11 protein-coding genes are annotated in these 13,730 nt (G+C 68.3%); 4 read left to right on the top strand and 7 right to left on the bottom strand.

Annotated features, from left to right (window positions below):
- Positions 1-26 precede the first annotated feature (26 nt).
- The 3 genes from ACSQ3Y_RS29645 to ACSQ3Y_RS29635 form a co-directional block, all read right to left on the bottom strand.
- Positions 27-509, bottom strand: coding sequence for a CreA family protein (locus ACSQ3Y_RS29645; protein ID WP_436180188.1), 483 nt, complete (start codon positions 507-509; stop codon positions 27-29).
- Positions 509-3,088: a cyanophycin synthetase gene (cphA, locus tag ACSQ3Y_RS29640; protein ID WP_436179759.1), complete on the bottom strand. Its 2,580-nt coding sequence runs from the start codon at positions 3,086-3,088 to the stop codon at positions 509-511. Before cphA ends, ACSQ3Y_RS29645 begins: the two co-directional genes overlap by 1 nt.
- A gap of 70 nt (positions 3,089-3,158) precedes the next feature.
- Positions 3,159-5,366, bottom strand: a complete 2,208-nt coding sequence (locus ACSQ3Y_RS29635; protein WP_057269054.1) for a cyanophycin synthetase — start codon at positions 5,364-5,366, stop codon at positions 3,159-3,161.
- Between the two features lie 232 nt (positions 5,367-5,598).
- Here ACSQ3Y_RS29635 and ACSQ3Y_RS29630 point away from each other — a divergent pair, with 232 nt between their 5' ends.
- The 3 genes from ACSQ3Y_RS29630 to ACSQ3Y_RS29620 all read left to right on the top strand — a co-directional run bounded on the left by ACSQ3Y_RS29630 (position 5,599) and on the right by ACSQ3Y_RS29620 (position 9,055).
- Complete coding sequence (locus ACSQ3Y_RS29630) at positions 5,599-7,887, top strand: ABC transporter ATP-binding protein (RefSeq protein WP_057202462.1); 2,289 nt, start codon at positions 5,599-5,601, stop codon at positions 7,885-7,887.
- 36 nt (positions 7,888-7,923) lie between these two features.
- The gene (locus tag ACSQ3Y_RS29625) at positions 7,924-8,418 is read left to right on the top strand and encodes a DUF1854 domain-containing protein (RefSeq protein ID WP_057202464.1); all 495 of its coding nucleotides are present in this window, start codon (positions 7,924-7,926) and stop codon (positions 8,416-8,418) included.
- Positions 8,419-8,623: 205 nt separating this feature from the next.
- Positions 8,624-9,055 carry a hypothetical protein gene (locus ACSQ3Y_RS29620; protein WP_057269053.1) on the top strand — a complete coding sequence of 144 codons (432 nt, stop codon included), beginning with the start codon at positions 8,624-8,626 and terminating at the stop codon, positions 9,053-9,055.
- A 78-nt stretch (positions 9,056-9,133) separates the two neighbouring features.
- Here the strand turns inward: ACSQ3Y_RS29620 and ACSQ3Y_RS29615 are convergent, their stop codons facing one another.
- The 4 genes from ACSQ3Y_RS29615 to ACSQ3Y_RS29600 form a co-directional block, all read right to left on the bottom strand.
- Positions 9,134-9,487, bottom strand: a complete 354-nt coding sequence (locus tag ACSQ3Y_RS29615; protein ID WP_057269052.1) for an EF-hand domain-containing protein — start codon at positions 9,485-9,487, stop codon at positions 9,134-9,136.
- Between the two features lie 142 nt (positions 9,488-9,629).
- Entirely contained in the window at positions 9,630-10,547 is a 918-nt protein-coding gene (locus ACSQ3Y_RS29610; protein ID WP_057201685.1) for a 5'-nucleotidase, read from the bottom strand.
- Between the two features lie 106 nt (positions 10,548-10,653).
- Positions 10,654-11,886 carry a type II secretion system inner membrane protein GspF gene (gspF, locus tag ACSQ3Y_RS29605; RefSeq protein ID WP_057202466.1) on the bottom strand — a complete coding sequence of 411 codons (1,233 nt, stop codon included), beginning with the start codon at positions 11,884-11,886 and terminating at the stop codon, positions 10,654-10,656.
- Positions 11,887-12,003: 117 nt separating this feature from the next.
- Positions 12,004-13,032: an LLM class flavin-dependent oxidoreductase gene (locus ACSQ3Y_RS29600; RefSeq protein WP_057269051.1), complete on the bottom strand. Its 1,029-nt coding sequence runs from the start codon at positions 13,030-13,032 to the stop codon at positions 12,004-12,006.
- Positions 13,033-13,234: 202 nt separating this feature from the next.
- On the opposite strand from ACSQ3Y_RS29600, the gene ACSQ3Y_RS29595 reads away from it, so the two are divergent.
- On the top strand, positions 13,235-13,720 hold the full coding sequence (locus ACSQ3Y_RS29595) for a CZB domain-containing protein (RefSeq protein WP_436179758.1): 486 nt from the start codon (positions 13,235-13,237) through the stop codon (positions 13,718-13,720).
- The last annotated feature ends 10 nt before the right edge of the window (positions 13,721-13,730 follow it).

Genomic DNA, 13,730 nt, shown 5'->3' with positions numbered 1-13,730 from the left:
CGCAGCGCCCTTTCTTTCTTATTTATTCACTTCAACGGGATCGGCATCGCCCGGTCCACCGGCACGGCCGTCACGCTGTTCTGCGGCGAGCCGTCCACCAGCTTTTCTGAGTAGGTCAGGTAGACCAGCGTGTTGCGCGCCGGGTCCACCATGCGCACCACGCGCAGGCGCTTGAACAGGATGGACAGGCGCTCGCTGAACACCTCTTCCTGCTTGCGCAACGGCGCGGGGAAGCTCACCGGCCCTGTCTGGCGGCAGGCGATCGAGGCTTCCGAGCGGTCCTCGGCCAGGCCCAGCGATCCCTTGATGCCGCCCGTGCGGGCGCGCGAAACGTAGCAGGTCACGCCCGCCACGGCCGGGTCGTCGTAGGCCTCGACGATGATGTCGTGGTCGCGGCCCAGCAGCTTGAAGGCCGTGTCCACTGTGCCGATCTTGTCGGGCGCCGCCATGGCGGCGCCTGCCAGCAGCGTGAGGGTGGCCAGGGCCGCCATGCGCAGGGTCGTGCGCATCATGCCGTGGCCCCGGCGTCGGCGCAGCGCTTGGCCAGGTGGGCCAGGGCTTCTTCGACCTGGTCGACCAGCACCAGGCACAGATCGCCGGGCTGCAGGCGCGAAAGGGCCGTGTCGATGGCGATGAACTCGCCGCGGATCTCTTCCACATGCGTGGTGCGTGCCGCGCCGGCCAGGCCCTCGCGCAACAGGGCCATCACTTCGCCATCGCCCCGGCCGCGCTGGGCGGCGTCCTGGTACAGGATCACGTCATCGAAGGCGGCGCCCAGGATCACGGTCTGCTCGCGGATGTCCTCGTCGCGCCGGTCGCCGGCACCGCTGATGACCACGCTGCGGCGCTTGCCGGGCAGGGCGTCCACGGCGGCCACCAGGGCGCGCATGGCGTCGGGGTTGTGGCCGTAGTCGGCGATCACCGTGGCGCCGTTGTGGTCCATGATGTTGAAGCGGCCCGGCGCGTTGTCGCTGTCGTTGACGAAGCCCGACAGGCCGCGGCGGATGGTCTGCCATGGCAGGCCGGCGCCCCAGGCGGCGGCCACCGAGGCCATCACGTTCTCCACCTGGAAGCCGATGCGGCCGTTGCGCGTGATGGGCACGTCGCGCAGGTGGATGGTTTCGCGCCACGAGCCTTCGGAGGCCACGATGGAGTCGCCGTCCACGTACACAGTGCGGTTGCCCTGGGCGCGGTGCGTGGCCATTACGGGGTGGTGGCGGTCGGCCGCGAAGAAGATGATCTTGCCCGGGCAGGCCGGTGCCATGGCCGCCACGATGGGGTCGGCGGCATTGAGCACGCCATAGCCGTCGGTGGCCACGTTCTGCACGATCACGCGCTTGAGCACGGCCAGGTCTTCCACCGTGGTGATGTAGTTCAGCCCCAGGTGGTCGCCCGCGCCGATGTTGGTAACCACGGCCACCTGGCAGCGGTCAAAGCCCAGGCCCTCGCGCAGGATGCCGCCGCGTGCGGTCTCGAACACGGCCGCATCCACCTCGGGGTGCAGCAGCACGTTGCGCGCGCTCTTGGGGCCGCTGCAGTCGCCGCTGTCGATCTGGCGGCCGTTGACGTACACGCCGTCGGTGTTGGTCATGCCCACGCGCAGGCCCTGGGCCGTGAACAGGTGGGAGATCAGGCGCGCCGTGGTGGTCTTGCCGTTGGTGCCCGTGACGGCCACTGTCGGGATGCGGCCATCGTCGCCATGGGCGTACAGGCGGTCCACCATGGCCTGGCCCACATTGCGCGGCTTGCCGTACGAGGGCGCCAGGTGCATGCGCAGGCCGGGCGCGGCGTTCACTTCCACGAAGCCGCCGCCTTGCTCTTCCAGCGGGCGCAGCACGGTCTCGGCGACCATGTCCACGCCGCAGATGTGCAGGCCGACCATCTGGGCGGCGGCAATCGCGCGCGCCGCCACCTCGGGGTGCACGTCGTCTGTCACGTCGGTGGCGGTGCCGCCGGTGGACAGGTTGGCGTTGTTGCGCAGGATCACGCGCTGGCCCTTGGGCGGCACGGAATCGGGCGTCAGGTCCTGGGCCGCCAGGCGCGCCACGGCGATCTCGTCCAGGCGGATCTTGGTCAGCGAGGTGGCATGGCCTTCGCCACGGCGCGGGTCGAGGTTGACCTGCTCGACCAGCTCACGCACGGTGTGCTGGCCATCGCCCAGTACCTGGGGCGGCTCGCGGCGCGCGGCAGCGACGAGCTGGTCGCCCACCACCAGCAGGCGAAAGTCGTGGCCCGGCAGAAAGCGCTCGACCATCACCGTGCCGTACTCGGCCGCATTGCGGTAGGCCGCGTCGAGCTGGGCACGGTCGGTGATGTTCACCGTCACACCCTTGCCCTGGTTGCCGTCCTGCGGCTTGACCACCACCGGCAGGCCCACCTTCAGGGCCACTTCCCAGGCCTCGTCCAGGCTTTCCACGGGCTTGCCCAGGGGCACGGGCACGCCGGCCGCATGCAGCAGGCGCTTGGTCAGGTCTTTGTCCTGGCCGATGGATTCGGCCACGGCGCTGGTGGAGTCGATCTCGGCGGCCTGGATGCGGCGCTGCTTGGAACCCCAGCCGAACTGCACCAGGCTGCCGCGTGTGAGACGCCGGTAGGGAATGCCGCGTGCGACGGCGGCGTCCACGATGGAGCCGGTACTCGGGCCCAGGCGCTCGTCTTCGTCGAGCTCGCGCAGGGCGGCCACGGTCTTGTCGGCATCGAACGTGCCCTGGCCCAGTGCGGCCTGGATCAGTTTCTGCGCGTCCTCGAAGGCCTGGCGGCCCACGGCCTCCTCGCTGTACTCCACCACCACCTGGTAGACACCGGCATCGGTGGTGGCCGTGGTGCGCGCAAAGGTCACGGGGCAGCCAGCCTGGGCCTGCAGGGCCAGCGCCGCGATCTGCAGCACGTGGGCCAACGAGATGTCGCCATCGCCGCCCTCGGGGTGCAATGCACCGATGGCGGGGAAGAGGGCGCGCAGTCGCGCTTCGAACCCGTCCATCCGGCGGATGGCGCGCTCGCTCTCGTCGCAGGCCACCACGGCCTCGATGGCCATATGGCGGCTCCAGAGGTTGGGGCCACGCAGGGCCCGGGTGCGGGATACATCCATGGAAATTCTCTTTCTCAGTGTCCGTCGGGGCGGGCGGGCCCCGGTGTCATCGCGGTGTTCGGTGGTGAAGTCAGCTGCGCAGACCGGGTGGCGGCGGCAGGTCTGGCTCGAAGGTCTTGATGCCGGCGCCGATCAGGTCGGGGGCGATGTCCAGGGCCCAGGCGGCGCCCACGGCAGCCAGCAGGGCTTCGGTATCGGGCACTACGCCGTTGCGGCCGAAGGTCAGCTCGGCCAGGGTGCCCAGCACATGCTCGGCGCTGCCGGTGGCCAGCACCACGCGGCCGTTCTTCACCACTACGGCGCGGCCGTTGTCCTTGGCGCGGTGCTCGGTGATCGCGGGCAGCGCGTGGTCCTGCGCATACAGCACTACGTCGCCGTCGCACAGACGGGCCATGTCCACCACCTGGGCCTCGGCGGCGTTGAGCACGGCGGCACCGTCGGCGAGCACCACGTCCACCTGGGTGCGCAGCACCTTGGTCATCTGGTCCTGCTCGTGCACGTCGAACTCGGCCAGGGTGGCCACGCCGTCCATGTCGGTGACCACGCCCACCTTGCAGCGGTCGTAGGCCAGGCCGTCGCGCAGGATGGTGCGCGCGTCGTTCTCGATCACGGCAGCCTGCACCATCTGGTTCATCAGCAGGCGGTGGGCGGCCTCCCAGTGGGCGCTGTCGGTGGTGTCCACGTGGCGGCGGTCCAGGAACAGGCCGTCGCGGCAGGCCACGCCGGTGTGGCGGCCGCCCAGGTGCAGCAGCCAGGCCACGAGGCGGGCGATGGTGGCGGTGTTGCGCGTACCGGCCACGCCCACCACGGGGATGCGGCCGGCCGTTCCTTCGGCATGGTCCTCGGCCGGGAACAGGTGCTCCACGATGGCCTGGCCCACGGGGCGGGGGGCGCCCACGGCGGGTTTGAGGTGCATCAGCAGGCCGGGGCCGGCGTTCACTTCGACGATGGCGCCACCCTGCGCGTGCAGCGGCTTGGAGATGTCGAGCGCCACCATGTCGATGCCCGCGATATCCAGGCCCACCACCTTGGCGGCGAGCTGGGCGATGTAGGCGACCTCGGGGTGTACGTCGTCGGTGCAGTCCACGGCCACGTTGCCATTGCGTTGCACCACGATGGTCCGGCCCGCAGCAGGCACGGAGCCCGCGTCCAGGTCCTGGCGCTTGAGTTCCAGCTGCACCTTGGTGTCGGTGGCCAGGTCGATGATCTCGAGCGGGTACTCCTCCTCGTAGCCGCGGCGCGGGTCGGAGTTGAGCTGGGTGTCGATCAGCTCCTTGACCGTGGAGCGGCCGTTGCCGGTGATGCTGACCACCTCGCCGCGCGCGGCGGCCACCACCTTGCCACCCACCACCAGCAGGCGGTGCTCGTCGCCGGGGATGAAGCTTTCGACCATCACGTCGCTGCCCTCGGGGTAGGCCACGTGGTAGGCCGCCTCGATGTCTGCCTGCTTGCTCAGGTCCAGCGTCACGCCGCGGCCATGGTTGCCGTCCGAGGGCTTGACCACGACGGGCAGGCCGATGTCCTGCGCCGCTTCCCAGGCTTCTGCGGGGCTGTTGACCACCTGGCCATCGGGGATGGGCACGCCGCAGGCCTTGAGCAGGCCCTTGGTCAGGTCCTTGTCGCTGGCGATGCCTTCGGCGATGGCGCTGGTGAATTCGGTCTCCGCCGTCCAGATGCGGCGCTGGCTGGCGCCGTAGCCCAGCTGCACCAGGTTGCCGTCGTTCAGGCGGATGTGAGGGATGCTGCGGTCGGTGGCGGCCGTGACGATGCAGGCCGTGCTGGGGCCCAGGTACTGGTCGTCCACCTCGGTGCGCACGCGCGCCACGGCGGCAGCCACGTCGAAGGGCTCGTCGTTGATGGCCGACATCAGCAGCCGGTGGCCCTGGGCCAGTGCGATGCGCGCCACCTGCTCGTCACGCGCCCGGAACACCATGCGGTACACGCCGCGCTGCGAGGTGCTGCGCGTCTGGCCAAAGCCCGTGGGCATGCCGGCCAGGTTGAGCAGCTCGATCACGATGTGTTCCAGCACGTGGCCGCACCAGGTGCCTTCCTGCAGGCGCTGCAGGAAGCCGCCGCGCTCGCCCACGCCGCAGTGGTGCTCGATGAGGGCCGGCAGCCAGGCCGTCAGGCGGTCGTTCAGGCCGGGCAGGGTGTGGGAGGGGTGGTCTTCCAGCACGTCCAGGTCCAGCCAGACCTCCAGCACGGGCCGGTAGGTCCAGATATTGGGTCCACGCAGGTAGTTGATGCGAAGCAGTTGGATGTCGTTGAATTTCGCCATGGATTGCAGCGGGTAGGGGGTTCCGGCCTTTCGGGGCTGTGCGGGGGAGGACAACGAGAATATGGGGGAACATTGTGCTCCACTCGGATGGCAGCAGCGGCTGTCAGCCAAGGGGCAGTCGCAGACGTTACAGGTGGATGCCTTGGCGTCCTTGCGTGCAGTATCGGGGAGAATTCGCGCTGTGGCGCAATCGGTGACCGCTGGCTGCCAGGGGCGCAAATACCAATCCAACATGCAACATCACCATTCTGTGGACGCCTCCGGTGTCTTTTCCGGCCCCCAGGGGGCCGATCTGCGGGCCATGCTCGCTTCCCAAGAGAACGTGCTGGCCACGTTACAGGTTGACCTGAGTGCCGAATTGCGCTTCGCCACGGGCTGGGTGGTGGTGACTTCCGAGCGCCTGCTGGCCTGCGATCCCGGGACCAGCGCCTGGCGGGCCTGGACGCGCGCCCCGGGCCTGGCGCTGCGCATGCACGACCACGGGGGCATCGGCGCCCTGGAATTGCACGATGCCGATGCGCGCCTGGCGCTGTGGCGCTTCACGCTGGGCCAGCATGCCCAGGCGCTGCGCCTGGTGCAGCGCTTCGAGCAGGCCGCAGGCTCCGGCGAAGCGGACGAGGCCAGTTGTCCCCAGTGCCACGCGCCACTGCCCCCGGATACCGAAGAGTGCCCCGCCTGCGCACGCGCCCAGCCGCCGCAGACCTCCACCTGGGTGCTGCTGCGCCTGTGGCGTTTTGCCCGGCCCTACCGCAAGCAACTGGCAGCGGGCTTTTGCCTGACACTGGCCTCCACGGCGGCCACACTGGTGCCGCCCTACCTCACCATTCCGCTGATGGACGACATCCTGATCCCGTTCCAGAACGGGCAGAAGATCGAGCCCAGCCTGGTGCTGCTGTACCTGAGCGGGCTTCTGGCGTCGGCCCTGGCCGCCTGGGGCCTCTCCTGGGCGCGCACCTACATCCTGGCGCTGGTGTCCGAGCGCATCGGCGCCGACTTGCGCACCACCACCTATGAGCACCTGCTGCGCCTGTCGCTCGACTATTTCGGCGGCAAGCGCACCGGCGACCTGATGGCGCGCATCGGCTCGGAGACGGACCGCATCAACGTGTTCCTTTCGTTGCACGCCCTGGATTTCGTGACCGACGTGCTCATGATCATGATGACGGCGGCCATCCTGTTCTCCATCAACCCCTGGCTGGCGCTGGTCACCCTGGTGCCGCTGCCCTTCATCGCCTGGATGATCCACACCGTGCGCGACCGCCTGCGCACCGGTTTCGAGAAGATCGACCGCGTCTGGTCCGAGGTGACCAACGTGCTGGCCGACACCATCCCCGGCATCCGCGTGGTCAAGGCCTTCGCCCAGGAAAAGCGCGAGGCCCAGCGCTTTCGCGATGCCAACCAGCACAACCTGGAGGTCAACGACAAGCTCAACAAGACCTGGTCGCTGTTCACTCCCACGGTGTCGCTGCTCACCGAGATCGGCCTGCTTGTGGTCTGGGGCTTCGGCATCTGGCTGGTCTCGCGCAACCAGATCACGGTGGGGGTGCTCACCGCCTTCATCGCCTACATCGGGCGCTTCTACAGCCGGCTCGACTCCATGAGTCGCATCGTCTCGGTCACGCAGAAGGCGGCAGCCGGTGCCAAGCGCATTTTCGACATCCTGGACCACGTGAGCAACGTGCCCGACCCGGCCCAGCCGGTCAAGGTGGACAAGGTGCAGGGCGCCATCGCCATGCGCAACGTGGGTTTCCGCTACGGCAGCCGCTCGGTCATCAAGGGGTTGGAGTTGGACATCCGCCCCGGCGAGATGATCGGCCTGGTGGGCCACAGCGGCTCGGGCAAGAGCACCCTGGTGAACCTGATCAGCCGCTTCTACGACGTGAGCGACGGCTCCATCCAGGTCGATGGCGTGGACATCCGCCGCTTTGCCGTGGCCGACTACCGTCGCCACATCGGCCTGGTGCTGCAGGAGCCCTTCCTGTTCTTCGGCACCATTGCCGAGAACATCGCCTACGGCAAGCCCGAGGCCACGCGCGAGGAGATCGTGGCGGCCGCCCGCGCAGCCCACGCGCACGAATTCATCCTGCGGCTGCCCCATGGCTACGACTCGCTGGTGGGCGAGCGCGGCCAGGGCCTGTCGGGCGGCGAGCGCCAGCGCATCAGCATTGCGCGCGCGCTGCTGATCGATCCGCGCATCCTGATCCTGGACGAAGCCACCTCGGCCGTGGACACCGAGACCGAGAAGGAAATCCAGAAAGCCCTGGACAACCTGGTGCAGGGCCGTACCACCATCGCCATCGCCCACCGCCTGTCCACCCTGCGCAAGGCCGACCGCCTGGTGGTGATGGACCGCGGCGAGGTGGTGGAAGTGGGGCCGCACGACGAACTCATGGAAAAACAGGGCGCCTACTGGCGGCTGTACGAGGCCCAGGCCCGCCGCGCCGAGGAGGACGCCCAGGCTGCCGGCGTGATCATCGACAGCAGCCTGCTGCACCCGGCCCACCCGGCGGGCAGTGCCTGAGCACGCCGCTCGGCCCCACCGATGGATGACATTGCCATGAACGACCTGATGACTACATTCCCGCCCGCCTCGCTGCAACTGCACCGCAACGCCCACGGGCGCCTGGTGCTCACCCTGCCCGACGGCACGCTGCACGAAGGCGTGGTGCCGGTGCGGGCCTTTCCCATCGCGGCCCCTGCCGAAGGCCTGTCGCTGGTGGGCAGCGATGGCCATGAACTGGTGTGGCTGGACCGCTTCGACCAGTTGCCTGCGGCAGTACGCACCCTGGTGGAGGAGGAGCTCGCGGTGCGTGAGTTTGTGCCCACTATCGAAAAAATAGTCGCCGTATCGAGTTTTTCGACCCCAAGCACCTGGGATGTGGAGACCGACCGGGGTTCTGCGCGCCTGGTGCTCAAGGCCGAGGAAGATATCCGCCGGCTCGGCGGGCGCACCCGCCTGCTCATCGCTGCAGGCGAGGGTGTGCAATTCAAGGTGCCCGACACTGCGCTGCTCGACCGCCAGTCTCGCCGCTTCCTCGAACGTTTCCTCTGAGCCCGCGCCGCACCAGCCCGCCGCCTGCGCCCTGCAGGCGGCGGGCTTTCTTTTGCCTTCAATCGACTTAAAATGTAGGGGTAAACCCTTGTTTTTGGGCTTAAAGGCAAAAAAGACCTCAATTTCCCCTTTTGTTTGCCGTTATGAATGTACGAAGAGCCCGGAAGTGCCTCTGTTCGTTCCTTTCACAACCTGGGGCCATGCCATGCAAATGCCACCTGTCGATCGATCGCCGACCTGGCGTCCTGCGGGCGCCGATTTGTATTCCACCGGCGCCTCGGGGGCGCCGCCGATACGTCCTGTCAATGCGCCGCTGCCCGTCGAGTCCATGGACCGGCTCGGGGAAGGGGCCATCGTGCGCGAGCCCGACAAGCCGTCGGCGCCCGAGGCGCCGAACCGCGACTGGACCGAAGTGAAGAAGAAGGACACGGTGGAAGAGCCGCCCGAACCGCCGCCGGAGCCCATCTACAAGCAACTGCTGGAATTCATCCAGTCCATGTGGCGTGCCAGCGGCAGCGCCGTGGAAATGGCGCAGGACATCAACAAGGTGACCCTGCAGGAGCGCCTGGCCCAGCAGGTCAAGAACGAACCGCTGACCTACTCGGACCCCAAGGTCAAGCGCACGGCAGGGCTGTGAACCGGGTGGCAGGCTGAGGCGTAGCGACTGCGCCAGGGGTCATTGGGTATTTTTGCTACCGAAACGGTAGCGGTTGGGTCAGGGAGCGCTGGCTGCAGGAGCGGGAGCAGCGGGTGCCTGTTGTTTGGCGCGGTCCCGTTCGGCGCGGTACTTGGCCGCAAAAGCGCGCACTTCCTCGTACGAAACAAAACCATCGCGGTCGGTATCGGCCTCATCGAAGGCATTGGACAGGCGCGGGAACAGTTTCACTTCGGTCCGGCTGAGCTTGCCGTCGCCGTTGAAATCCAGCATCTTGAACTCGCGGATGGCCTTGGCTTCGCCCTTGGACAGTCCTTCGGTGTCGGCAGGTGGCGGCGCCACCGGTGCCTGGGCCAGGGCCATACTGCTGCCCAGCAAGGCGGCTGCGCCCCATGCCAATAGGTTCATCTTCATGCGTTCTATTCTCTGTTCCTGTTGCGGGACCATGGTCGCACAGATGCGGGCGCACGGTGTTCATTGCAACCGGTCAGAGGCCTTCTTTCCCGGCAAGTTGCACACCATTGCACAACTTTGCATGCCGCTGGGGGCAGGCCCTTCAGTCCGCCAGCAGCGTGACGGGGTTGGACACCCCGCTGTTCACATGCCCCGCCGGCACATGCAGCGAGGCCGAGGTGACGTGACCGGTCTGGTCGTCGAAGAAGAAGTCCGGCTCGAACTCGCGCAAAAACTCCCCCTTGGGCAGGCCACCGAGGAACATGGCCTCGTCCACCGCGATGTCCCAGTCCATCAGCGTGCGGATGGCGCGCTCGTGCGCAGGGGCGCTGCGCGCAGTGACCAGTGCGGTGCGGATGCGCATGCCCGTGCCGCCCGCATGCTGCAGCCGGTGCAGGGCGGCCAGCAGGGGCTTGAACGGGCCATCGGGCAGGGGCTGCGCCGCCTTGTCGCTCTCGTGCCGCTGGAAGGCAGCCAGCCCTTCGGCCTGGTAGACGCGCTCGGCTTCGTCCGAGAACAGCACGGCATCGCCGTCGAAGGCGATGCGCACTTCGTTCGGGTTGGAGTCGCCGGCCCGCACGGATTCGGTCAGTACCCGCGCTGCCGGGTAGCCCAGGTGCAGCGCCTGGCGCACGTCCGCCTCGTTGGCCGAAAGGAACAGGTGCGCGCCCAGCGGGCGCAGGTAGCGAAACGGGTCGCGCCCCTGGGTGAACACCCCACGCTGCACCATGGGCAGCCCGTGGGCCAGGCAGGAGCGGAACACGCGCATGCCGCTCACCGGGTCATTGCGCGAGAGCAGCACGACCTCCACCCGCTGGTGCTCGGTGGTGTTGAAGGCCAGCAGCTTGCGCACCAGCGAAAAAGCCACCCCGGGCGCCGCCGGAATGTCGATGCGCTGGCGCTGCATCTCCACGTAGGCGTGGTCGTCCGTGTCGTCGAAGAGGCGGTTCTCTTCCTCGAAATTGAACAGCGCCCGCGAGGAGATCGCGACCACCAGCTTGTCGTCCAGGGTTACAGCCATCGCGTCTATCTCGGGTTCAGGTTTTGCCGCCGGGCCGCCCCAAGGCAAAACGCGGCACCCTCGGGGGGCTGGGAGCGACACGCAGTGCGCGACCGTGGGGGCCACATCATTTGACGAACTGGTTGAGCTGGATGATGGGCAGCATGACCGCCAGCACGATGGCCATCACCACCAGGCCCATGGCCACGATCAGCAGGGGTTCGAGGATGGTCGCCAGCTGCATGGCGCGGCGCTGCACCTCCACCGACAGCTGGGTGGCGGCGCGCTGCAGCATCAGCGGCAGCTGGCCCGTCTGTTCGCCCAGGCGCGCAAACATCGAAAGCAGGCCCGGAAAGCGCTTCTTCTGCGCCAGGGCCGATGCCAGCGGCGCACCCTCGCGCACCAGCACCAGGGCGTCGAGCGCGTCGGCGCGCAGGGCGCGGTTGTTGAGGGTTTCGGCTGCGGCCTGCAGGGCGCGCAGGATGGGCACGCCGGCACTGGCGAGCATGGCCAGCGTGCTGGCAAAGCGTGCCGCGTTGTAGCCGCGTGCCAGCTTGCCCACCAGGGGCAGGTTGAGCCAGGCGGCGTCGAAGCGCTCGCGCACGCTCTCCGATTTCAGCGACCAGCGCAGGCCCAGCGCGCCAACGACCAGCACGCCGAACAGGGCCAGCCCATAGTTGCGCACCAGGGCGCTGATGCCCAGCATGAGGGTGGTGATGAAGGGCAGGGCACGCTTGGAGCCCGCGAACACGCTGGCCACCTGGGGCACCACATAGCCCAGGAGGAACATCACGATGGCGATCGCCACCAGGGTGACGATGGCCGGGTACAGTGCGGCGCCTATCAGCTTGGCCTTGAGGGCCTGGCGGTCTTCGAGGTCGTCGGCCAGGCGTTCGAGCACCAGGCCCAGGTTGCCGCTGTGCTCGCCGGCACCGATCACGGCGCAGTAGATGTCCGAGAACTCGCGCCGGTGCTGGCCCAGCGCACGGGCAAAGGTGGAGCCGGCGTTCACCTCGGCGCGCAGGGCCGCCACCAGATGGCGCTGCCGTTCGTCGTCGGCCTCGTCCGAGAGGGCGCTCAGGGCGCGTTCCAGCGGCAAGCCCGAGCTCACCAGCCCGGCGATCTGGCGTGTCCAGATGGCCAGCCCGGTGGCGTTGAACACCGGGCGCGTGAACAGGCTGCGGTTCCAGCCGACGGCGGAGCCATCGAGCCGTTGCCCGGTCTGCACCAGTTCCACCGCGATCGGCACCAGGGCCTGGGCGCGCAGCTGCCCGCGGGCGGCTTTGGCGGTGTCGGCCTCCATCAGGCCTTTGCGGGTCTGGCCCTGGGCGTCCAGGGCTTCAAAGGAAAAAGCGGGCATGCAGGTGGGGGTGGGCGGTAGCGACGTGCACAAATGCACCGTCATCAGCCCACGATGGTAGCGGCAACGGACCGTCCTGGCCGTGACGCTACGCTCCCACCGGTTACAAGTCGGGTCTCAGGCGGGCACCGCCGTACCCAGTGACGCATGGGCTTGCGCCGCAATCTCCAGCGAACGCAGCCGCAGGGCCGGGTCGTACACGTCGCTCACCAGCATCAGCTCATTGGCACCGGTCTCGCGCACCAGGTCGGCCAGGCCGGCCTGCACCGTCTCGGGCCCGCCGATCACCGCCGCCGCCAGGAAGTCGCCGATGGCGGCGCGCTCCTGGGGCTGCAGGCGTGCCGCGAAGTGCTCCACGGGCGGCAGCAGCAGGCGCCGGTCGCCGGTGAGGATGCCCAGCACGCGCTGGTAGGTGCTGCTGGCCAGGAACTCAGCTTCTTCGTCGGTCGGCGCGGCGATCAGCGGCACGCCGATGGCCAGGTAGGGCTTGGGCCAAGCGGCCGAGGGGCGGTACAGATTGCGGTACAGGTCAATGGCCTGGTGCAGCAGGCGCGGCGCGAAGTGCGAGGCAAAGGCATAGGGCAGGCCGCGCTCGGCAGCCAGCTGCGCCGAGAACAGGCTCGATCCCAGCAGCCAGATGGGCACATTCGTGCCGGCCCCGGGCGTCGCCACCAGGCGCTGGCCGGGTTCGGCCGGGCCGAGCAGGCGCTGCAGCTCGGCCACGTCCTGCGGAAAGTCGTCGGCCGTTTCCACGCGGCTGCGGCGCAGGGCGCGCATGGTCGCCGGGTCGGTGCCGGGCGCGCGGCCCAGGCCCAGGTCGATGCGACCGGGGTAGAGCTCGGCCAGGGTGCCGAAGGCCTCGGCCACCACCAGTGGCGCATGGTTGGGCAGCATCACGCCGCCCGAACCCACGCGGATGCGCGAGGTGCCACCCGCGATATGCCCCACCAGCACGGCCGTGGCCGAGCTGGCGATACCGGCCATGTTGTGGTGCTCGGCCAGCCAGTAGCGGGCGAAACCGAGCTTTTCAGCATGCTGCGCGGTGCGCAGGGCGATCTGCAGGGCCTCGGCCACGGTGCCGCCGTCGCGAACGGCCACCAGGTCCAGCATGGACAGGGCGGTGCGGGGAAAAACAGGTTCAGTCATGCGCGCATTGTGGTCCGGTCCGGCCGGGGGCGCTTGTGCCCGGGCCAAGAGCCGAGGCTGGCAGCAGGGCCGCAGTGCACACGCCGGCAGGGATATGCCATTTTTTGGTAGCCAAAACACAAAACGCTACACAAAATGTTTCAAATGGGTGTGGCAGCTCTGGTACCAGAGGCCCCGCCTGCATACCAACACGGGGTTGCACATGGGTTTTTTCAGCCGACTGTTCAAGATGCGGGAGCAAGACCCGACCAGTCCCGACACGACCTGGGCCATGGAAGACAACGGCAGCGAACTCGTGCTGGATGCCGAGTACGCCACCATGCTCATGACCGAGATCGATATCGACGCGGCCATCGCCAGCCATGAAGGCTGGCGCCTGCAGCTGCAGGACATGGTCAATGGCCGCTCCAACGAGGTCATGCGCCCCGAGCGCATCTGCCAGGACGACCGCTGCGACCTGGGCCGCTGGCTCAACGGCACCGGCCGGGTGCGGCTGGGCCACTACCCGGCCTTCGGCATGCTGGTGGCGCGGCACAAGTATTTCCACCAGCAGGCGGCTGCCGTGGTCATGCTGTTCCAGGCGGGCGAGCAGCAGCAGTCGGTGCAATTGCTCAACAGCAGCTGCCGCCATGCGTCCAACCAGGTGCTGCTATTGCTCAAGGAGCTCAAGCGGGGTGTGGGGCGGTAAATGCCTCAGG

Origin of the sequence: Acidovorax sp. LjRoot66, from assembly GCF_964253305.1 — a bacterium.
Lineage (GTDB): Bacteria > Pseudomonadota > Gammaproteobacteria > Burkholderiales > Burkholderiaceae_C > Acidovorax.
The sequence above is the reverse complement of the archived record's forward strand: the minus strand, read 5'-3'. Positions and strand labels throughout refer to the sequence as shown.